General features: G+C 71.4%; 16 protein-coding genes. 13 read left to right on the top strand and 3 right to left on the bottom strand.

What is annotated here, in order from left to right:
- Positions 1 to 24: 24 nt before the first annotated feature.
- The 6 genes from ACFWVV_RS01040 (at position 25) to ACFWVV_RS01015 (ending at position 8,966) form a co-directional block, all read left to right on the top strand.
- Positions 25 to 2,064, top strand: coding sequence for a glycogen debranching N-terminal domain-containing protein (locus tag ACFWVV_RS01040; protein WP_384343710.1), 2,040 nt, complete (start codon positions 25 to 27; stop codon positions 2,062 to 2,064).
- Between the two features lie 109 nt (positions 2,065 to 2,173).
- Entirely contained in the window at positions 2,174 to 2,971 is a 798-nt protein-coding gene (locus ACFWVV_RS01035) for an NUDIX domain-containing protein (protein ID WP_384343713.1), read from the top strand.
- 178 nt (positions 2,972 to 3,149) lie between these two features.
- Positions 3,150 to 5,030, top strand: coding sequence for an ATP-binding cassette domain-containing protein (locus ACFWVV_RS01030; protein WP_384343716.1), 1,881 nt, complete (start codon positions 3,150 to 3,152; stop codon positions 5,028 to 5,030).
- Positions 5,031 to 5,190: 160 nt separating this feature from the next.
- Complete coding sequence (locus tag ACFWVV_RS01025; protein WP_384343719.1) at positions 5,191 to 6,078, top strand: FadR/GntR family transcriptional regulator; 888 nt, start codon at positions 5,191 to 5,193, stop codon at positions 6,076 to 6,078.
- 351 nt (positions 6,079 to 6,429) lie between these two features.
- Positions 6,430 to 7,980: an RNA polymerase sigma factor gene (locus tag ACFWVV_RS01020; protein ID WP_384343721.1), complete on the top strand. Its 1,551-nt coding sequence runs from the start codon at positions 6,430 to 6,432 to the stop codon at positions 7,978 to 7,980.
- Positions 7,981 to 8,135: 155 nt separating this feature from the next.
- Complete coding sequence (locus tag ACFWVV_RS01015) at positions 8,136 to 8,966, top strand: S1 family peptidase (RefSeq protein WP_384343724.1); 831 nt, start codon at positions 8,136 to 8,138, stop codon at positions 8,964 to 8,966.
- Positions 8,967 to 9,215: 249 nt separating this feature from the next.
- On the opposite strand, the gene ACFWVV_RS01010 is transcribed toward ACFWVV_RS01015, so the two are convergent.
- Positions 9,216 to 9,446 (bottom strand): hypothetical protein, encoded by a 231-nt coding sequence (locus tag ACFWVV_RS01010; protein ID WP_384343726.1) that lies wholly within the window; start codon positions 9,444 to 9,446, stop codon positions 9,216 to 9,218.
- Positions 9,447 to 9,905: 459 nt separating this feature from the next.
- Here ACFWVV_RS01010 and ACFWVV_RS01005 point away from each other — a divergent pair, with 459 nt between their 5' ends.
- The 5 genes from ACFWVV_RS01005 to ACFWVV_RS00985 all read left to right on the top strand — a co-directional run bounded on the left by ACFWVV_RS01005 (position 9,906) and on the right by ACFWVV_RS00985 (position 16,833).
- Positions 9,906 to 12,026 carry a type IIA DNA topoisomerase subunit B gene (locus ACFWVV_RS01005; protein WP_384343729.1) on the top strand — a complete coding sequence of 707 codons (2,121 nt, stop codon included), beginning with the start codon at positions 9,906 to 9,908 and terminating at the stop codon, positions 12,024 to 12,026.
- Positions 12,027 to 12,274: 248 nt separating this feature from the next.
- On the top strand, positions 12,275 to 13,456 hold the full coding sequence (locus tag ACFWVV_RS01000) for a sensor histidine kinase (protein WP_384343732.1): 1,182 nt from the start codon (positions 12,275 to 12,277) through the stop codon (positions 13,454 to 13,456).
- 122 nt (positions 13,457 to 13,578) lie between these two features.
- Entirely contained in the window at positions 13,579 to 14,268 is a 690-nt protein-coding gene (locus ACFWVV_RS00995; RefSeq protein ID WP_384422580.1) for a response regulator, read from the top strand.
- A gap of 526 nt (positions 14,269 to 14,794) precedes the next feature.
- A complete protein-coding gene (locus tag ACFWVV_RS00990; protein ID WP_384344124.1) occupies positions 14,795 to 15,238 on the top strand; it encodes a DUF485 domain-containing protein in 444 nt (147 codons plus the stop codon).
- Complete coding sequence (locus ACFWVV_RS00985) at positions 15,235 to 16,833, top strand: cation acetate symporter (RefSeq protein WP_384343737.1); 1,599 nt, start codon at positions 15,235 to 15,237, stop codon at positions 16,831 to 16,833. The genes ACFWVV_RS00990 and ACFWVV_RS00985 overlap by 4 nt, the downstream gene beginning before the upstream one ends.
- Before the next feature lie 19 nt (positions 16,834 to 16,852).
- On the opposite strand, the gene ACFWVV_RS00980 is transcribed toward ACFWVV_RS00985, so the two are convergent.
- Positions 16,853 to 18,454 (bottom strand): ATP-binding protein, encoded by a 1,602-nt coding sequence (locus ACFWVV_RS00980; protein ID WP_384343740.1) that lies wholly within the window; start codon positions 18,452 to 18,454, stop codon positions 16,853 to 16,855.
- A 418-nt stretch (positions 18,455 to 18,872) separates the two neighbouring features.
- On the opposite strand from ACFWVV_RS00980, the gene ACFWVV_RS00975 reads away from it, so the two are divergent.
- On the top strand, positions 18,873 to 19,109 hold the full coding sequence (locus ACFWVV_RS00975) for a hypothetical protein (protein WP_384344127.1): 237 nt from the start codon (positions 18,873 to 18,875) through the stop codon (positions 19,107 to 19,109).
- 181 nt (positions 19,110 to 19,290) lie between these two features.
- Here ACFWVV_RS00975 and ACFWVV_RS00970 read toward each other — a convergent pair whose 3' ends face one another.
- Entirely contained in the window at positions 19,291 to 19,767 is a 477-nt protein-coding gene (locus ACFWVV_RS00970) for a DUF6082 family protein (protein ID WP_384343743.1), read from the bottom strand.
- Positions 19,768 to 20,113: 346 nt separating this feature from the next.
- Between ACFWVV_RS00970 and ACFWVV_RS00965 the strand changes: the two genes are divergently transcribed.
- The gene (locus ACFWVV_RS00965) at positions 20,114 to 21,367 is read left to right on the top strand and encodes a CobW family GTP-binding protein (protein WP_384343746.1); all 1,254 of its coding nucleotides are present in this window, start codon (positions 20,114 to 20,116) and stop codon (positions 21,365 to 21,367) included.
- Positions 21,368 to 21,376: the final 9 nt, after the last annotated feature.

Raw genomic sequence — 21,376 nt, 5'->3', positions numbered from 1 at the left:
TTCGGAGTGCAGAGAAGGCACCGCATGGCACTCACCGTCCCGCCGTCCTCCGCTGCCGGCGGTACGCCCCCGGCAGCCCGTCGACCTGGCCCGGCAGGCCCTGTCAGAGGCGGCGCCCCGGGAGGCGGGCACCCCGCCGAACTGCCCGCCGTGCACACGATGATCGTCTGCGCCGACCTGCCCTCCCTCGCCCTCTCCGCGCCGCACGGTCAGCTCACCGGAAGCGGACTCGAAGGCTTCTACCAGGCCGGGCGCAGACTGCTCTCGCGCTGCGTGCTGCGGGTGGCCGGCCGCGAGCCTGTCTCCGTGCAGGGCAGGCTGACCGGCGCGGACCGGGCCAGGTTCGTGGCGGTCGTCCGGACTCAGGGCGACGCCGGCCCGGATCCCGGGGTCCTCGTCGAGAGGGTCAGAACCGCCGACGGCATGGAGCGGATCACCTTGCGCAACGCGCTGCCCCGCCCGCTCCAGCTCCCGGTGGAGATCTCGCTGGGCACCGACCTCGCGGACCTGGGCGCCATCGGGGCGGGCCGCCCCGGCCCCGGACTGCCCGCCGGCGTCCACGGCTCCGGCCTGCGCTGGAGCACGGCCCAGGCCGTGTGCGTGGTGACGGCGGTACCGTCACCCGTCGACGCCCTCGCCTCGGCCGGGCTGCTGCGCTGGGACCTGAAGCTGCCACCGGGCGGCTCCACCACCATCGAACTGCGGGTCAGGGCCGACCGGGTGATCCGCTCGGCCGGCCGGGCGGGGACCTGCCCGCTGCCCGACGCGGACGCGGAGGGCGACGATCCCAGGGTGCGGGACTGGTTGCGCACCGCCGTCGATGACTTGCGCTCCCTGCTGCTGCGGGATCCCGCCCACCCCTCGGACATGTACCCGGCGGCCGGAATTCCCTGGCGATGCGGACTCGCCCCCTCCGAGGCGCTCTGGGCGGTCCGGATGGCACTGCCGCTCGGCACCCGGCTGACGGCCGCCACACTGCGCGTCCTCGCGCGCACCCAGCCGGACGGCGACGGCCGCATCCCAGGACCGTTCCGGGACGCGGGACCGCATCTGCCCCCGGGCTGCACCGGCGCCGAGGCCACCCTCGCCTTCCCCGCCGTACTCGCCGAGGCCAGGCGCTGGGGCATCCCCGAACAGGAGCTGGCGGAACTGCTGCCGGCGGCCGAGCGCTGCCTTCGGTGGCTGGACAACGCCCTGGGAAACGGCGTCTACCTGCGCGACGCCGGCCCCGCCGGCCTGTGCCGGGCGGAAACGCAGGCGCACTCCTACCGTGCGGCACTGCTCGGAGCCGACCTGCTGGAGGCGTGCGGGCGGCCGGGCGCCGACGGCTGGCGCGAACGGGCGGCCGCCCTGCGTGACGCCTTCCGCCGCGACTTCTGGATCGAGGACCGCGCGGGTGGCCGCCCGGCAGCTGCCAGGGCGCCCGACGGCCGGCTCGTACCGCACTTCGGGGCAGGCGCCGCGCATCTGCTGGACACCGGTCTGCTGGGAGCGGGGCAGCGGGCTCCCGGGCTGCTCGACAGGGTGCAGACGGAGCAATTGGCCCGCCTGCTCGGCGGTCCGTCCCTGGACACGGGCTGGGGGCTGCGAGGGCTGGGCGCCAAGGAGCCAGCGCACAATCCGTTCGGCCACCGCAGCGGTGCCGTACGGGTCCACGAGACGGCCGTGGCGGTCTCCGGGCTGGCCGCCGCCGGGTACGAGAAGGAGGCGGGAGCTCTGCTGCGGGGCCTGCTGGACGCTGCGGCTGCCTTCGAGTTCCGGCTGCCCGAGATGTACGCGGGGGAGCAGCGCACCGCGGGCAGCCTGCCGTCGCCGCACCCGGCGGCGTGCAGGCCGGCGGCGGTGTCGGCCGCCGCGGGAATCCACCTGCTCGCCACCCTCGTCGGCATCCTCCCGGACGCGCCGGCGGGCACGGTGCGGCTGGCACCGCTCAGCAGCGCACCGCTCGGAGCGCTGCGGCTTTCCGGGCTGCGGGTCGCCGGGGAACCCTTCGCCGTCCGGGTCAGCAGGCTCGGCCTCGGCATGATCGAGGAAGCCGCCGAAGGCCTCCAGCTGGGTGGGTGACGGACCGATGCGGGGCGACGCGGAGCAGGACGCCGCCGACGACGGCGCGAGGTGCAAGGGGAGGTCCGTGGGGACTGTTTATCGTCAGGAAGACGACTATGATCGCGGCATGTCCCCCTACGATCCGTCGGCCTTTCCGCCCTTCGCCGTCACCGTGGATCTGGCCGTGCTCACCGTGCGCCGCCACGCGCTCTGCGCCCTGGTCGTACGCCGGGGGGAGACGCCGTTCCAGGGGCGCTGGGCACTGCCCGGGGGGTTCGTCCGCGCGGACGAGGATCTCGCGGGGGCCGCGGCCAGGGAGCTGGCCGAGGAAACCGGGCTGACCGCGCTGTCGGCCCCGACCTCTCTTTCCGGTCCCACCACACACGACACTTCCGCCTGCACCCTCGGCAACGGCGCTCATCTGGAGCAGTTGGCCACCTACGGCGACCCCGGGCGCGACCCCCGGATGAGGGTGGTGAGCGTCGCGCACCTCGCGCTCGCTCCCGACCTTCCCGCCCCCCGGGCGGGTGGTGACGCGAACAGCGCCCGCTGGGCGCCGGTCGAGGACCTGCTCGGCCACAACGACGGCCGCGGCGAGGGCACACAGGGGGCCCCGCTCGCCTTCGACCACGCGCGGATCCTGGCCGACGGGGTGGAGCGGGCCCGTTCGAAGATCGAGTACTCGTCGCTCGCCACCGCCTTCTGCCCGCCGGAGTTCACGGTCGGTGAGCTGCGCAGGGTGTACGAAGCGGTGTGGGGCGTGGTCCTCGACCCCCGCAACTTCCACCGCAAGGTGACGGGCACCCCTGGTTTCCTGGTCCCCTCCGGCGGTACGACGACCCGTCAGGGGGGCCGTCCCGCCCAGCTGTTCAGGGCGGGCGGAGCCACTGTGCTCAACCCGCCGATGCTGCGCCCCGAGGTCTGATCAGCACACCGCTGCGGGCCGCTCGTGGCCGGTCCTGACACCCGCACTTCTCCTTGCTGCGCAAAAAGTCTGAAATGTCGCGTTATCTTGCTGCGGTACCCGTCCCAGCCGCCGAGCGGTCCCACCTCCCGCGGGAGAGACGGGAGATGCGGGAGACGCAACAGACGCGAGGGAAGCGATGCTCCAGGCCATCGGACTCACCAGCACCCGACGCAGGACCCGCCCGCCCGCCGTGGACGACCTGACCTTCGAGGCCAGGCCCGGCCATGTCACGGCCCTCCTCGGCGCACCCGGCTCCGGCAGGACCACCGCGCTGCGCCTGATGCTCTCGCTCGAACAGGGGCGAGGGATCACCTACTTCAGAGGGCGGCCGCTGCACCGCATCGCCCACCCGGCCCGTGAAGTGGGGGTCCTCCTGGGCGATGTACCCGGCAACCCCTCCCGTACCGCGCACGGTCAGCTCCGGATGCTGTGTGCCGCGGCGGGCGTACCCGCGTCGCGCGTCGACGAACTGCTCGACGTTGTCGGACTCACCGGACTGGGCCGGCAGCGTCTGGGATCGCTCTCGCTGGGCATGGACCGCCGCCTCGGCCTCGCCGCCGCCCTCCTCGCCGACCCGCACACCCTCCTGCTCGACGAGCCCGCAGCGGGACTCTCCCCCCGGGACACCGGATGGCTGTTCGCACTCCTGCGGGCCCATGCTGCACAAGGCGGCACCGTTCTCTACACCACGGGCGACCCCAAGGAGGCAGCCCGTACGGCAGACCGGGTCGTCACCCTCGAAGAGGGCCGCCTCGTCGCCGACCAGGACGCCGCCGACTTCTCCCGCACCCGGCTGCGCCCACGGGTCGCCGTACGCACACCGCAGGCCCTCCGGCTGGGGGCCCTCCTCGGCAAGGAGGCCAGGGCCGACCGCCGCTCCGTGGAGGTCGTTCCCGAGGGCGGCAACCGTCTCTCCGTCTACGGCAGCAGCTGTGCGGAGGTCGGCGACACCGCGTTCCGGCACGGCGTACTTCTGCATCAACTCTCCGACGAGGTCGGGGACATGGGCGGACCAGTCACCTCCGGGGCCCGGCCCGGGGCGGCGGCAGCCCGGAACCCGGAACCCGCCGCCGAGCCCCGGCCCGCGTCCGAGTCCGCATCCGTCGCCGAACCCCGGTCCACCCCCGTGCCTGTATCCACCTCCCTGCCCGTATCCACCCCCGAGCCCGTACCCCACCCCGAGCCCGTACCCACTCCCGCCCCCGAGCCGGGGCGTCCTCGTCCGACCGTCACGCCACGCGCTCTGCGCAGTCCGCTTCGCCCCCTGCGCTACGAGCTGATCCGCACCTTCGGCACCCGGGCCACCCTGGCGACGACCGCCGCCGTCCTCTGCGTCTCCGCCGTCCTCGCGGCTCTCCTCGCGCGCGGCGGCACGACTCCTCTCCCCGTCGCGCTGGCCGCCTGGCCCGACGTACTGCCACTGCCGCCCGCAGCCTTCGGTGCGGGCCTGCTCGGCGCGGTCGCCTTCGGTGACGAGTTCCGCTACCCGGCGCTCGCGGCCTCGAGGGGAACCTCCCCCCGCAAACCAGGACTGCTCCTGGCCAAGCTCGCGGTGTCCGCAGGCCTCGCACTGGCCCTCGCCGTCGGCACCGTCGCGGTCGACTTCCTGCTTCTGCACTTCCTCTACGGAACGGAGCCGGCCCAGATCGCCCCGGGCGCTCCGACCCGCTCAGCGAGCTGGGCGGCGCTCTGTGTGGGCTGCGCCTGGGCCGGGCTGCTCGGCGCCGGGGTGTTCCGGGTCACCACCGCCGGGCTGGCGGCCGTACTCGCCGTTCCCGTCGTCGTCGCACCGGCGGTCCAGTACCTGCTCACGGGTCCGGCCGCACGTTCGATGGCCGGACTCCCGGGCAGACTGCGGGAACTGATGTGGCTGAGACTGCCCGGCGCGACGGACGAGTGGCTGCTGGCCGCACTGCGGATGCTTGCCCAACCGGTCGGTACCGCGCTGGTGTTGTCGCTCCCTGCGCTCCTGTGCGCATATCTGCTCACCTGCCTTCGGCGCAGGGCCCGTTGGTGACCACAACCTGACGCGTAGGAGGCGAATCGGCCACAACTCCCCGGAGACCGCCTATTTCCGGCCGATAAGGCGTCAAGGGGGGAGTGGGCGGTGATCACCCTTTCGTGTGCTTTTCACCAAAGACCTCAAGGGGCACGGAGCTCAAGCCGACAACTGATCCGTGAGTACCCTTGCGCACACCATGATGACCGCCGCCCGCTCCGTCGACTCAGGTCTTCCCGGGCCTGGCGCACTCGACCGCTACCCCTACGCGGAGACGTCCGGCCCCGACCGCGTCGGGCCCCTCGGCTGGGACAGCCCGGAATCCGACCTGGGACGGGTCGGCCGCCGCGCGGCCGGCAACCGCGGGCGAGGCCTCCACGGCCAACTCGTCCAGCAGCTCGGCCAGATGATCGTCTCCGGTGATCTCGGGGCCGACCGCCCGCTCGTACCCGAGGAGATCGGTCAGCGGTTCGAGGTCTCCCGCACCGTCGTCCGCGAATCGCTGCGCGTACTTGAGGCCAAAGGCCTGGTCAGCGCCCGCCCCAATGTGGGCACTCGGGTCCGTCCGGTCAGCGACTGGAACCTGCTCGACCCCGACATCATCGAGTGGCGCGCCTTCGGGCCACAGCGCGACGACCAGCGCCGCGAACTCGCCGAACTCCGCTGGACGATCGAGCCGCTCGCGGCCAGGCTCGCCGCCGGCCACGACCGCGACGACGTGCAGCAGCGGCTCGGCGACATGGTCGAGATCATGGGGCACGCGCTCTCGCAGGGGGACGCACTCACCTTCTCGCGGGCCGATGCCGAATTCCACTCGCTGCTCATCCAACTCGCGGGCAACCGCATGCTGGAACACCTCTCCGGCATCGTTTCGGCTGCCCTGCAGGTGTCCGGAGGCCCGATCTTCGGCTGTGACCGGCCCACCGACGCCTCCCTCTCCCACCACGCCCGGATCGCCGACGCCCTTGCTGCGGGCGATGCTTCGGGGGCCGAGTCGGCGATGCGTCAACTCCTCACGGTGCACCCCGAAGTGGAGCGGGTTGTTCCTGCGCCGCGAGAGCACTGAGGCACGTCCATGGGAAAACCCGGCCCCGTGCCGGCGGTTGTTCCTCGTGTCGCCGGGCCCCTCGGGTCCGGCGACACGAGGGTGGGGCGTCCACTCCCCTCTGCATCATTCGTTGTCATTCCGTGGCGATTCCGTTGTGACTCGGGCCACGAAGATTGGGCGTAACACTCCTCGGAATCCCGCGATGACCTAAGAGGTGACAGCCGAGGAGGAAATGCGGAGCCGCTCACGGCCCCGCCGACCGTCTCAGCTCTTCGCCCGGTCCGCCGGTGCACCCCCAGCCGGTGGTCGTCGGCTCAGGCCCTCGCGGGCGGGGTCGGACGCCATTTCCATCGTTCCGAGAGGTTGTTCGTGTCGGCCAGCACATCCCGTACGCTCCCGCCGGAGATCGCCGAGTCCGAGTCCGTGTTGGCGCTCATCGAGCGGGGGAAGGCTGATGGGCAGATCGCGGGCGACGACGTGCGTCGGGCGTTCGACGCGGACGGGATCCCGCCGACCCAGTGGAAGAGCGTTCTGCGGAGCCTCAACGAGATCCTCGAGGAAGAGGGTGTGACGCTGATGGTCACCGCCGCGGAGACGCCGAAGAGCGTCCGCAAGAGCGCCGCAGCGAACCCCGCCGCCGAGCGGCCCGCCTCCCGGACCGTCGCGGCAAGTGCGTCCGCCCCCAGGACCGTTGCCGCCGCCGCGGCTCCCGCTGCCGGGACGGTGGACGCCGTGGCCGACGAGGAGGGCTCGGCCCCCGTCAAGGAGGCGGCCACGAAGAAGGCGGCCGCCAAGAAGGCCACCGCGAAGAAGACCGCCACGAAGAAGAGCGCCGCGAAGAAGACGGCGGCCAAGAAGGCGGTGGCGAAGAGGGACGCGGAGGGCGACGAGACGGCCGAGGAGACTCCGGGAAAGCCGGGCGAGGAGGAGGAGAGCAGCGAGGGCAAGGGCTTCGTACTCTCCGACGACGACGAGGACGACGCCCCTGCCCAGCAGGTCGCGATCGCGGGCGCCACCGCCGACCCGGTCAAGGACTACCTCAAGCAGATCGGCAAGGTGCCGCTCCTCAACGCCGAGCAGGAGGTGGAGCTGGCCAAACGCATCGAGGCCGGACTGTTCGCCGAGGACAAACTGGCGAACTCCGACAAGCTCGCCCCGAAGCTCAAGCGCGAACTGGAGATCATCTCCCAGGACGGCGGGCGCGCGAAGAACCACCTGCTGGAGGCAAACCTCCGCCTCGTCGTCTCCCTCGCCAAGCGCTACACCGGCCGCGGCATGCTCTTCCTGGACCTGATCCAGGAAGGAAATCTGGGCCTGATCCGTGCGGTCGAGAAGTTCGACTACACCAAGGGCTACAAGTTCTCCACGTACGCGACCTGGTGGATCCGGCAGGCGATCACCCGCGCCATGGCCGACCAGGCCCGCACCATCCGCATCCCGGTGCACATGGTCGAGGTCATCAACAAGCTCGCCCGCGTGCAGCGCCAGATGCTCCAGGACCTGGGCCGCGAGCCCACCCCGGAGGAGCTGGCCAAGGAACTCGACATGACGCCCGAGAAGGTCGTCGAGGTGCAGAAGTACGGCCGCGAGCCGATCTCCCTGCACACCCCGCTCGGCGAGGACGGCGACAGTGAGTTCGGTGACCTCATCGAGGACTCGGAAGCCGTGGTTCCGGCCGACGCCGTCAGCTTCACGCTGCTCCAGGAGCAGCTGCACTCGGTCCTGGACACGCTCTCCGAGCGCGAGGCGGGTGTGGTGTCCATGCGCTTCGGCCTCACGGACGGCCAGCCCAAGACGCTGGACGAGATCGGCAAGGTCTACGGCGTGACGCGTGAGCGCATCCGCCAGATCGAGTCCAAGACGATGTCCAAGCTGCGTCACCCGTCGCGCTCGCAGGTCCTGCGCGACTACCTGGACTGAGCCCGTCCTAGCGGGCCGCCCCGACGTGGCCCGGCCGTGGTGTCAGGCATCCGGCGTACGTCGCTCGGAGGCGGCCCCGGCATGCGCGAGGGTGCGGGGGAATGGGGGCTGGATGACTCTGGGTGTGCAGAGATCACCCCGAGTCAGGAGGACGCATGCGCCTACCCAGCACCCGATCACTCACCGCCGCCCTCACCCTGACCGCAGTTGTGGCCGTATCACCGCTGGTGGCACCGGGCCCGGCCGTCGCGGACGGGGTGGTCATAGGGGGCCAGAAGGTGCGGATCACGGACAGCCCGTGGGCGGTGGCCGTGTCCAGCCGTGACCGGTTCGGGGGTACGCGGGCGGGGCAGTTCTGCGGCGGAGTGGTGGTGGCGCCGACCAAGGTGGTGACGGCGGCCCACTGTCTGGGCCGGGACGTGCTCGGCGTGCCGTTGAGCGCGGTGGGCGATCTGAAGATCATCGCCGGTCGCGGGGAGCTGCGGGGGCCGGGCGGCCGGGAGATCCCGGTGCGCGGAACCTGGATCAATCCGTCGTACGACCCGGTCTCGAACTCGGGTGACGTGGCCGTCCTGACCCTGTCCGCCGCACTGCCCGCCGACCACGTCATGCGGATGGCGGGCCCGCACAGTGCCGCGGCCAGGCCGGGCACCCCCGCCATGGTCTACGGCTGGGGGGACACCACCGGGGGCGGGGACTACGCGACGTCCCTGCGCGCGACGCGGGTGCGGGTCCTGCCGGACGCGGCCTGTACCAGGGCCTACCCCGGGAAGCCGGGCGGAGCCTATCTCCCCGCCACCATGCTCTGCGCGGGAGACCCGGACGGCGGCCGCGACGCCTGTCAGGGCGACAGCGGGGGGCCCCTGGTGGCCAGGGGGCGGCTGATCGGGCTGGTGTCCTGGGGAAGTGGTTGCGGGCAGGCCGAAAACCCCGGGGTGTACACCCGGATTTCGGTGCTGTCCGAGGAGATCGCGAAGAACGGCTGAGGCAGCCGGACGCCGCCCCGCGGGCCCCTGAGGACCCCTAGCGCGCCCGTGCGGGTGGCGGGCCCCGTGGCGCCCCGGCAGGGGGCATGGTGAGCGTTCTGGCGGGGGCTGCGCGGCGGTCCTGGCGGGCCGGCGGAGCGCGACGCCCGGGGCGTACGAGAACGGGCGGCCCGCCCCGCACACCCGGGGTGGGCCGCCCGTCGACCGGTCGTGACCGGTCCTTGGCTCGTCGTGGATGCTCTCAGGGCGTCAGCGTTCGTCGTCCTCTGAGGGCGAAGGCGTGACCGTCAGCCGGTCCGTCTCGTCCTGTATTTCCGCGGCGATCTTCTTGAGCTCGGGCTCGAACTTGCGACCGTGGTGGGCGCAGAAGAGCAGTTCGCCGCCGCTGGCCAGGAGAACGCGCAGGTAAGCCTGGGCGCCGCAGCGGTCGCATCGGTCAGCGGCCGTCAGGGGGCTCGCGGGGGTCAGAACAGTAGTCACGTCGCCTCTTCTCTAGCTCGACGAGCTGTCGTACCAGGGTCAACATCCAACCAGGCCGAAAACGTTCCCGCTCGTGGCTTTTACTTGAAAATTCTTCCGGAGGTCGTCCGGAGTGGTTGTCTGTTGCCGGTTGGCGGCGAATGAGCCGTATTGCGTCGCTTTACGGTTTCGCGTTGCTGGCTTGTCTCTGGTGTGTCGGGGGTGCGTCCGCCCGGCCGGATTGCCGGGTTGTTCATGAGGACGTGCCCGGAGCCTAAATGGTTCATGCCCGGAAGGGAACGTGACATGTGCTTCACTCCCACGAGGGATCGAACGTGTGTACGCGTCTGGACTAGCATGAGTTTTCCCCAGGGTGGCGTTACACCCGCTCTACCAGGCCCCGTTACCCTCTGAGCGGCGACCGACGCCGACCCCGTACCCCACTGGGGCCCATTTGAAATTCAGCGAGGAGCGAACCGCGTGACCGCCGATACGACCGTCCCGTCCACCGCACTGCTGAGCGCTGCGGACCGTGACGGTTCCAATTACACCGCGCGGCACCTGCTCGTCCTCGAAGGCCTTGAGGCGGTCCGCAAGCGTCCCGGCATGTACATCGGGTCCACGGACAGCCGCGGTCTGATGCACTGCCTGTGGGAAATCATCGACAACTCCGTCGACGAGGCCCTCGGCGGTTACTGCGACCGCATCGAGGTGATCCTCCACGAGGACGGCTCGGTGGAGGTCCAGGACAACGGCCGGGGCATCCCCGTCGACGTCGAGCCCAAGACGGGCCTCTCCGGCGTCGAGGTCGTCATGACCAAGCTGCACGCCGGCGGAAAGTTCGGCGGAGGGTCCTACGCGGCCTCCGGCGGTCTGCACGGGGTGGGCGCCTCCGTGGTGAACGCGCTCTCCGCCCGGCTCGACGTCGAGGTCGACCGCAACAGCGCCACGCATGCGATCAGCTTCCGCCGAGGCGTTCCCGGCATCTTCACCGAATCCGGCCCCGAGTCCCCCTTCGACCCGGCGAACGGGCTGCTCAAGGGCAAGCGGGTGCCCAAGACCCGCACCGGCACCCGGGTGCGGTACTGGGCCGACCGGCAGATCTTCCTCAAGGACGCCAAGCTCTCCCTGGACAACCTCTACCAGCGCGCCCGCCAGACGGCGTTCCTGGTTCCGGGCCTGACCATCGTCGTACGGGACGAGCGGGACCTGGAAGGCGTCGGCAAGAGCGAAGAGACGTTCCGCTTCGACGGCGGCATCAGTGAGTTCTGCGAGTACCTCGCGCAGGACAAGGCGATCTGCGACGTCATGCGGCTCACCGGGCAGGGCACCTTCAAGGAGACCGTCCCGGTCCTCGACGAGCGCGGCCACATGACGCCCACCGAGGTCACCCGTGAGCTCGCCGTGGACATCGCGCTGCGCTGGGGGACCGGCTACGACAGCACGGTCAAGTCCTTCGTCAACATCATCGCCACTCCCAAGGGCGGCACCCACGTCTCCGGTTTCGAGCGCTCCCTCACCAAGACGGTGAACGAGTCGCTCCGCTCCGCCAAGCTGCTGCGCGTCGCCGAGGACGACGTCGTCAAGGACGACGCCATGGAGGGCCTCACCGCAGTGGTCACGGTGCGACTCGCCGAGCCGCAGTTCGAGGGCCAGACCAAGGAAGTCCTCGGCACGTCGGCCGCCAACCGCATCGTCGCCAATGTGGTCGCCAAGGAACTCAAGGCGTTCCTGACCTCCACCAAGCGCGACGCCAAGGCGCAGGCACGCTCGGTGATGGAGAAGATCGTCGCCGCCGCGCGCACCCGTATCGCGGCCCGCCAGCACAAGGACGCGCAGCGCCGCAAGACCGCGCTGGAGACGTCCTCGCTGCCGGCCAAGCTGGCCGACTGCCGCAGCGACGACGTGGAGCGCAGCGAGCTCTTCATCGTCGAGGGGGACTCCGCGCTCGGTACGGCCAAGCTGGCCCGGAACTCCGAATTCCAGGCGTTGCTGCCCATCCGCGGCAAGATCCTCAACGTCCAGAAGGCCTCCGTCTCGGACATGCTGAAGAACGCCGAGTGCGGGGCGATCATCCAGGTCATAGGAGCGGGGTCCGGCAGGACCTTCGACATCGACGCGGCGCGGTACGGCAAGATCGTGCTCCTGGTCGACGCCGACGTCGACGGTGCGCACATCCGCATCCTGCTGCTCACGCTCTTCCAGCGGTACATGCGCCCGATGGTGGAGGCGGGACGGGTGTTCGCGGCGGTTCCGCCCCTGCACCGGATCGAGCTCGTCCAGCCCAAGAAGGGCCAGGACAAGTACGTCTACACGTACTCGGACAACGAGCTCCGGCAGACCCTGCTGGAGTTCCAGCGCAAGAACGTCCGGTACAAGGACGACATCCAGCGCTACAAGGGCCTGGGTGAGATGGACGCGGACCAGCTGGCGGAGACGACGCTGGACCCGCGGTTCCGGACGCTGCGCCGCATCAACATCGGGGACCTGGAGTCCGCGGAACAGGTCTTCGACCTCCTCATGGGCAACGAGGTCGCGCCCCGCAAGGAGTTCATCACCAGCGCGGCGGCCACGCTGGACAGGTCGCGCATCGACGCCTGAGCCGGTGCCCGGCCTGGGCGTCAGTGCGTGCCCAGCCCGAGGGTCCGCCGGGGCCGGGGAGGGGCCGGGGCCAGGAGCGGTCGCGGGACCCGGGACCGGCCGCGAGCAGCTGTCCGCCGGGCTGCCGCGCCGCCGCGCTGGCAGATCGCCGCGCCGTCGGCCAGCAGGGATCTCAACCCGTAGGTGGAGCGAAAAGCTCCACCCACGCTCCGATCCGCTGCGCAGGCCGGATCCGTAATGTCGACGGCATGGGATCGCAGACGAAGCAGTCGAGCGGCGGATTCACCGCCTGGCCTCCGCCGGAGGCGCTGTCCCGGCTCGGGGTGCCCCGGGTCCGGATGGCCATCGACCTCGTCATGTGGCTGGGGGTGGGCTTCTGGATTCTCTGGGAGGCATACGACTCGGAGGCCTTCGGCGGGGCCGCCGCGATCGTGCCGCCGCTCGCGCTGGCGACGGTCATCGGCGCAGCCGAGCTGTACGACCGCTGGACCACGCGGCACCGGCTGCTGTTCTCGCTCGGAGTGCTCGGTGGGGTGATCCTGGTGGCCGCGGGGTCGTATGCGGTGCGTGCGGACACCGCCGGGGCCATTCTGCTGATCGTCTGTGCGATCCAGGCCATGCAACGGCTGCCGCTGTCGGTGGGGCTGCCGGCGAGCGCTGTGATCATGAGTGTGCACGCGGTGATGAGCGAGGTGAGCGCACGGGAGATGGCCGTGGTGGGCTTCGGGGTCGTCGCGATCGGATACATGCTGCGTCTGGACGCACAGGCGCGGGGCTCGGGGTTTCGGCTTCTCGCCCAGGAGCGGGCCGCCAGGAAGGCGGAGGCAGAGACGGCGGCACTGGCCGAGCGGGCCCGTATAGCCAGGGAGATACACGACGTTCTGGCGCACAGCCTCTCCGCGCAGATGGTGCACCTGGAGGCGGCCCGGCTGCTGATCGAGCGGGAGCCGCAGGGGCCGTTTCGGGACGGCGTGCTGGAGCGGGTCGTTGCGGCGCGGGGAATGGCTCGTGAGGGGCTCGCGGAGACCCGGCAGGCACTCTCGGCGCTGCGCGGGGACATGGCGCCCGTGGAGGATTACCTGCGGGAGCTGGCGGCCGCGGACAGGGCCGAGGTGCAGGTGGTGGGGACGCGGCAGAAGCTGACCGTCGACGCTTCGCAGGCGATACGGAGGGTGGCGCAGGAGGCGCTGACCAATGTGCGCAAGCACGCACCGGGTGCCGCGGTCCGGCTGGTGCTCACCTACGGTCCGGACCAAGTCGCCCTCGAAGTCAAGGACTCGGGCAGGCCCGATGCGCGCGGGGAGCTGGCTGACACAGGCGCCGGGTACGGTCTGCTCGGGATGCGCGAGCGGGCGGAACTGCTCGGGGGCACGCTGGAGGCCGGCCCGGAGGGGAAGGGGTTCGTGGTGAGGCTGCGGATGCCGGTATGAGGGAAGCGGGCGAGCAGGGCCCTGGGGCGAGGGGCCCCGCCGGGAGGGTTTCCGACGGACCGGGGAGGGGGCCGGGAGACGGTGCAGGGGGCGGTACCGGGGGTGCGTCAGAGGCTGGGGCGATCCGGGTGCTGGTGGTCGACGACCAGGCGATGGTGCGCGAGGGCATCGTGCTGCTGCTCGGGCTGCTTCCCGGGATCGAGGTGGTCGGCTCGGCCGGGGACGGGGAGGAGGCTGTCGCGCTGGTGGCGGAGCACTCGCCGGACGTGGTCCTGATGGACCTGCGGATGCCGCGCTGCGACGGTGTGGAGGCGACCCGCAGGATTCGCGACCGGTATCCGTCGACACAGGTCGTGGTGCTGACGACGTACGCGGACGACGACTGGCTGTTTCCCGCGCTGCGGGCGGGGGCGCGCGGGTACCTCACCAAGGACGCGGGCGGCACGGAGATCGCGCGGGCGGTGCAGGACGTGATGTCGGGGCAGGCGGGGCTCTCGCCCGGCGTGCAGCGCCGGCTCCTCGAGCAGGTCACGGCACCCGTGCCGGAGACGCAGGAACCGGCGGAGTTGCCGGACGGCCTCACGCCGCGCGAGGCCGAGGTGCTGGTGCTGATCGCGGAAGGGATGCCCAACGCGGACATCGCCCAGGCGCTGTGCGTCGGCCCGGCCACGGTGAAGACCCACATCAACAACCTCTTCGCCAAGACCGGAGTGCGCGACCGTACGCAGGCCGTGCGGTACGCCTACCGGCAGGGACTTGCCAGGCCGCCGGGAGTGGACGCGCCGGGGGGACGGGGCGCGGGCGGGGGATAGGCCGTACCGGCGGTCCTTCACGATGGCGTCGCGGGGTGGTACCCGCGCCGTGGCTCACCGCGTGGCGCCACCCGCGCGCCGTGGTTCGCCGGGTATGCCGGACCCGACCCGGCGGGTGAGCCCGGGGCGTCGGCCGGTGCCGATGAGCTCGCTGTGTGGGCCAGACCCGCCGCGCCCTCCAGGCCCGCCGCGCCCTCCAGGCCCGCCGCGCCCTCCAGGCCCGCCGCGCCCTCCAGGCCCGCCGCGTCCACCGGACCAGGCACGCCTTCCAGACCCGCCGAATCCATCGGGCCCGCTGCGTCCTCCAGACCCGCCGCGTCCACCGGACCCGGGGTCTCGAGTGGCCCCGGGGACTGTGCCGGACGGGCATGACGTCGGTGGTGGTTTCACCTAATGGGGTGAAGAAGAGGGGATTGCCGAGCCGAGGAGCTTTCCGGTCTGCCCATCCTGGGGCGCGCGGACCAATCCGGCCGCGGACAAGGAGAGTTGTTCGGTGGACAAGCACGAAGGGCGTGATGCCGCAGCGATGCGGTTCGACGACCCGTGGTATGACGCGCTCGCCTCCGGGTGGGGCGAAATGGACGGTGCGGGCGCCCCGGCGCACGCGGTTCCGCCCGCGCCCACCGCTCCGGAGCGCGAACCCAGTGCGGCCGACATCTATCTGGAAGTGCAGCGCAGCGCGGCATTCCGGCAAGTGCGAAGCCGCTACCGGCGGTTCGTCTTCCCCGCCACCTTCGGATTCCTCGCCTGGTACTTCGCGTACGTCGTCGCGGCGACCGCGGCACCGGAGCTGATGGCCCGGCCGGTGACCGGCGCCATCAACGTCGCCATGGTCGCCGGGCTCGGCCAGTTCCTCACCACTTTCCTGCTGACCTGGGCGTACGCCCGGCACGCCCGGCTGCGCAGGGACCGTGCCGCCCTCGAACTGCGTTGGGACACCCAGGAACTGACCAGGGGGACCACCCGGTGAACCATGGTCACCAGACCCTCGCCCTGCTGCTGTTCAGCGCGTTCGTCGCCACCACCCTCGCGATCACCACCTGGGTGAGCCGCAACCGGCACGGCTCCCCGGAGGAGTTCTACGTGGGCGGCCGCCTCTTCTCCCCCATGGAGAACGGTTTCGCCATCGCGGGCGACTACATGTCCGCCGCCTCCTTCCTCGGCATCTCCGGCCTCATCGCCCTCTACGGCTACGACGGCATGCTCTACTCCGTCGGGTTCCTGGTGGCCTGGCTCCTCGTGCTCTTCCTCGTCGCCGAACTGGTCCGCAACTGCGGCCGGTTCACCCTCGCCGACGTCGTCGCCTCCCGGATGAGCGAGCGGCCGGTACGGATCGCCTCGGGAACGTCCTCGGTCACCGTGTCCGTGCTCTACCTGGTGGCCCAGATGGTCGGCGCGGGTTCGCTCGTCGGGCTGCTGCTCGGCGGCAGCAGCGGCGCCGCCCAGACCTGGACGGTCATCGGTGTCGGCGCCCTGATGGTGATCTACGTGACGCTCGGCGGGATGCGCGCCACCACCTGGATCCAGATCGTCAAAGCCGTCCTGCTGATGGCCGGAGCCCTCACCCTGACCGTGCTCGTACTGGTGCGTTTCCACGGCGACTTCAACCAGCTGCTGAGTACCGCGGCCGACCGCAGCGGGCACGGCAGGGACTTCCTGGCGCCCGGCCTCAGGTACGGCGGGGACTGGACCGCCCGCTTCGACTTCATCAGCCTCGGACTCGCCCTCGTCCTCGGCACGGCGGGACTGCCGCACATCCTGTCGCGCTTCTACACCGTGCCCACCGCGCGTGCCGCCCGCCGGTCCGTGGTCTGGTCGATCGGCCTGATCGGCAGTTTCTACCTGATGACCATCGTGCTGGGCTTCGGTGCCGCCGCCATCCTCGGCACCGACCGGGTACGTGCGTCGAACGCGGCAGGGAACACGGCCGTCCCGCTGCTCGCCGCGGACCTCGGCGGCGGCGACGGTTCCGCAGGAGGAACGGTTCTCTTCGCGGTGGTCGCGGCCATCGCCTTCGCGACCATCCTCGCCGTCGTCGCGGGCATCACCCTGGCGTCCTCCGCCTCCGTCGCCCATGACCTCTACGCCACCCTGCGCAGCCGCAGCCGGCGTGCCAAGCAGTACAGCGAGGTGACCGTCGCCCGGGTCGCGGCAGGCGGCATCGGAGTGGTGGCCATCGCACTGGGCCTGCTCGCCCGCGATCTGAACGTGGCGTTCCTGGTCGGCCTCGCCTTCGCCGTAGCCGCCTCCGCCAACCTCCCCGTGCTGCTCTACTCGCTCTTCTGGCGCAACTTCACCACCCGCGGCGCCGTCTGGTCGGTGTACGGAGGGCTGGTCCCGGCCGTACTGCTCGTGGTGTTCTCGCCGGTGGTCTCCGGCAGCCCCGAAGCGCTGTTCCCGCACGCAGACTTCCAGTTCTTCCCGCTCCAGAACCCCGGCCTCGTCTCGATCCCGCTGGGCTTCCTCACCGGCTGGCTCGGTACCGTCACCTCGTCCGAGCCGCCGGACGAGGCCAAGCACGCGGAGACCGAGGTCCGCTCCCTCACCGGAGCCGGAGCCGCCTGAGAGCGGTCCCGCGTGCCCTTCACGGTCGTACCGCCGCAGCCTCACCGGCCAGGGCCTCCGGCAGTACGACCGTGAACTCGGCGCCGCCGCCCGCCGCTTCGGCGACCCGCGCCGAGCCGCCCTGCCGTTCGGCCAGCCGCCTCACCAGTGCGAGGCCCAGGCCGCGCTTGCCGTGCGCGGGCAGCTCCTTCGTCGACCAGCCCTCCGTGAAAATCAGCTCCCGGTGCTCCGCGGGCACGCCGGACCCGCTGTCCGTCACCCGCAGGACGACCTCGCGGCCCCGCGCGTACAGGGCTACCTCCACCGAAGCGCCGGGTGATCCGGCCGAGGCGTCCAGCGCGTTGTCCACCAGATTGCCCACCACTGTCACCAGCCCGCGCGGGTCCACCAGCCGGTCGGGCAGCAGCGTGCCGTCCGCGAGGCGCAGTACCACGGCGCGTTCCGCGGCGACGGTGGCCTTGCCGACCAGCAGGGCCGCGAGCAGCGGATCATGGATGCGCTCCGTGAACTGTTCGGCGGTGGCCCGGTGCACCCCGGCGACCTCGGTGACGAACTCGGCTGCCTCCTCGTACATCTCCAGCTCCAGCAGCCCCAGCAAGGTGTGCATCCGGTTGGCGTGCTCGTGGTCCTGGGCGCGCAGGGCGTCGATCAGCCCCCGCGTGGAGTCGAGCTCGCGGCCCAGCTGTTCCAGTTCGGTGCGGTCGCGCAGGGTCGCCACGGCCCCGCCGTCGTTGGTGGGCATGCGGTTGGCGACCAGCACGCGGGGACCACGAACGGTCAGCAGGTCGTCGCCGGAGACCCGCCCCAGCAGCACGTCCGCGGTGCGCCCCGGGTCCAGCACCTCCTCCAGCGGCCGTCCGGTGGCCTCCTCGCCGACACCCAGCAGCCGCTGCGCCTCGTCGTTGATCAGCCGCACCCGGCCGCGGGGGTCGAGGGCCACGACCCCCTCGCGGATGCCGTGCAGCATCGCCTCACGTTCGGCGAGCAGGCCTGCGAGGTCGGAGAAGGCCAGGTCGTGGACCTGCCGGTGCAGCCTGCGGGAGATCAGATAGGCAGCCAGGGCGCCAAAGGCGAGCGCCCCGCCCGCGTACACCAGCAGCCCGGGGATCGCCGCGAGCAGCCGTCCGCGCACCGACTCGTACTCGATCCCGACGGAAACGGCCCCGACGATCCGTCCGTGCGTGTCGCGCAGGGGGACCTTGCCCCGTGCGGACCGGCCGAGGGTGCCGTCGTCGATCTCCATGACCTCTGCGCCCGCGAGTGCGTCGCTGGGGTCGGTGGACACCGGCTTGCCGATCTGGCCCCGCGAGGTGTGCGACCAGCGGATGCCGCGCCCGTCCATGATCACGACGTACTCCGCGCCGGTTGCCCGCCTGATCCGTTCGGCCTCCGCCTGCACGGGCCCCCCGGGCACCGCCGGCGAACCCAGCAGCGTCCCCGCGAGCCGCGGCGAGGCGGTCGCCTGGGCGATCGACAGCGCCCGCCGCATCGCCTGGTCGTCGAGCTGCGCCCCCAGCGGGGCGAGGAAGAGGCCGGTGGCCAGCACGGTGACGCCGGCGACGATCGCCAGCTGCAAGAGCAGGAACCGGGAGACGACGCGCTGTGGCCATGGGATGCGCATGGGCGAACCGTAGGTGCAGGTGAGCCGCGAGGCGAGGGCCGGGCCGCCCGCCCGGACCCGCCGCCTCCGCATCCGGCACCCGCGGGCGGTCCCGGGCCGGCGCCGGAGACGGTCCCGCTGCCGCGGCAACGGAGGGGCGGGGGAGGGCTGGTGGGGCCCGACACGGCGGTGTGACCGCATGGGCCTGTGCGGCCTGGGAGAGAGGTCGGCACGTTGTACTGTGATGCGCGCCACCCGTTCTTCGGAGGTGTCCCGCCCGGAACGTCACGAGGCGGGTCCTCGCGTTTTCCTGCGCGGGAGGCCCCCGTGCGCATCGGAGAGCGTCACCCCGTGATCGTGCTCACGGCTCATCACCCTCAGACACCCCTGGTTTGCGCGCTGCCAGGGCACAGCACCCACTGGAAAACCTTTGAAGAACGTGAGCATCGTCCGCAGGATCGGCGCTTCGCCCAAAGAGCGGGGCAGCGCCTCTGGCCAGACCTGTCCGGACATCTTCGAACTCAGCGACGGCAACTTCGCCGTGATCGGCACGGAGTCGACCGCGGTGCTCGACGACGAATTGCCGACGGACGCGGGGCGTGCCGATTACGAGCGGATCGTGGTCATCAGCCGGGAGACCCTGATCAGAGCCAAGGCCGACATCCCGGACAGGTAGGTCCCCCGTGCCGATTGCAAGGTCCGTCCCCTTAGCCGGACCGGTGCCGGAGAGGTGACCTGCAGCCCCGGTCGGGTGACTTGCAGCCCTCGCTCAGGTGACCCAGAGTCCCCGGTCGGGTGACTTGCAGCCCTCGGTCAGGTGACCTGCAGCACCCGGCCAGGCGATCTGCACCCCCCGGTCAGGCGACCCACCAGTTGTCCCTCTCCTCGCTCGCACGCGTGACGATCCGGTCGACCAGGCGTCCCAGCACCGCCTCGGGGGAGTCGGCGGGCAGGCTCTCCCTGTGGTGCTGCGTCGCGTCCCAGAAGTCGCGGAACGCGCGGCTGCGGCAGATGCCGCGCATGTGACCCAGGGCCTCCTCGGTGTTCATGACGCCGATGCGGCAGTAGTGCAGGACGTTGCCGTACACGATGTTGGCGTACAGGAACTGACGCTGCCGCTCCGGCGTCACATCCGTCTCGTAGGTGTTCAGCACTTCGGCGAGCTGCGGGTCGTCCATGGCTTTGTAGAGCAGCTCCGCGTGCAGGTGGTGCTTCTCCATCAGCAGCAGCCGGTGGTGGATCTGTCTCTGCTGCGCCAGCAGCGCGGTGACCGCCGCGCTGAAGAGGAGGCCCGCGGCGAGGTCCCGCAGGCGTCGGTGTTCCTGCCCTGTCATGCACCCACCCCCGAATCACAGGCGATCGTCCACCGGACACCGGGGGACGGACATGGGCATGGGCCGGCGGGCGGTCGTTGACTGCGTTAGCCGCATCCCAGGTTGCCGAGCGGCTCCGATCGGCGGGAGGCGGAGAAGAGGCGCACGGAGGCACGTGTCGTCGCCATGCGCGCCGTGCCGTGTATCTGCCCGGTAACGAGGGCCAACAACCGTTCGCCGCGCCGGACGTCGCTCCACGGGGTGTGCCCGGGGGCGGCGCGCCCCCGCCCCGGTGCCCGGACAGGCGGAGTGCGGTCCGCGGTGTGCGGTGGTGGGCGGGCCGCCGCGCGGCTCTACGATCGGGGCCATGTCCAGGCAACAGATTCCGGTCGTCGTCCTCGCGGGGTTCCTGGGGGCGGGCAAGACGACCCTGCTCAACCACCTTCTGCGGCGCAGCCGTGGCACCCGTATCGGGGCCATCGTGAATGACTTCGGGTCCATCGAGATCGATGCCATGGCGGTGGCCGGGCAGCTCGGGGACTCGACGGTTTCCCTGGGCAACGGCTGTCTGTGCTGTGCCGTGGACGCGAGCGAGCTGGACCTCTACCTGGACAAGCTGGCCGAGCCCGGCGCCGGGATGGATGTGATCGTCATCGAGGCGAGCGGACTGGCCGAGCCGCAGGAACTGGTGAAGATGCTCCTTGCCAGCGAGAACCCGCGGGTGGTCTACGGAGGGCTGGTCGAGGTCGTGGACGCCGCCGAGTTCTCGGCGACCCGGGAACGGCACCCGGAGATCGTGCGCCACCTGGCTGTCGCGGACCTCGTGGTGCTCAACAAGGCGGACCGGGTGGGGGAGCAGGAGCTCGCGTCCCTGCGGGCGGAGCTGGGCACCCTGGGCGGCGGTGCCGTGCTGCCGGTCCAGTACGGGCGGGTCGACCCCGAAGTGCTCTTCGAACGCCGTACCGACGCCGAACACCGGGCGGACGGCTGGCAGTTGAGCTTCGAGGACCTGCGGGCGGAGGTCGAGGAGCCAGAAGTGGAGGAAGGTGTTCCGGGTGACGGTGCAGGCCCCCACGGCAGCGGGTGCGGGGAGGGCTGCGGCCATGGCCACGGTGATGCCGCGCACCTGCACGCCTCCTATGAGAGCGTCGCCTTCAGCTCGCACCTGCCGATGGACCCGGCGCGGCTGATGCGGTTCCTCGACGAGAGGCCCGAGGGCCTCTACCGGATCAAGGGGTACGTCGACTTCGGCGCGGCGGACCCGCGCAACCGGTACGCGGTGCACGCGGTGGGCCGGTTCCTGCGGTTCTACCCGGAGCCGTGGGGCGGCGGGGAGGAACGGCTCACCCAGCTGGTGCTCATCGGCTCGGGGACGGACGGGGCCGCGCTGCACGCCCGCCTGTCTGCCTGCCGGACGGACGAGGGGGCCGTCCCGGACGACCGGAGCGAGCGTGCGATGTGGGGCGTCCTGCGCTACGTACAGCAGCCGGACGACCCCGAGCACGGGGATTCGCAGCAGCCGGAAGCGGGCGACTCGGAACGGGGGACAGGGGCCGCGCCGGGCCCGTACTCGGATCCGGAGGACCCGTACCCGTACGCGGCTCCGCGCGGCCCGTTCTAGCCACCCGGG

This window comes from Streptomyces sp. NPDC058663 (assembly GCF_042716745.1).
Taxonomy (GTDB): Bacteria; Actinomycetota; Actinomycetes; order Streptomycetales; family Streptomycetaceae; genus Streptomyces.
The sequence above is the reverse complement of the archived record's forward strand: the minus strand, read 5'-3'. Positions and strand labels throughout refer to the sequence as shown.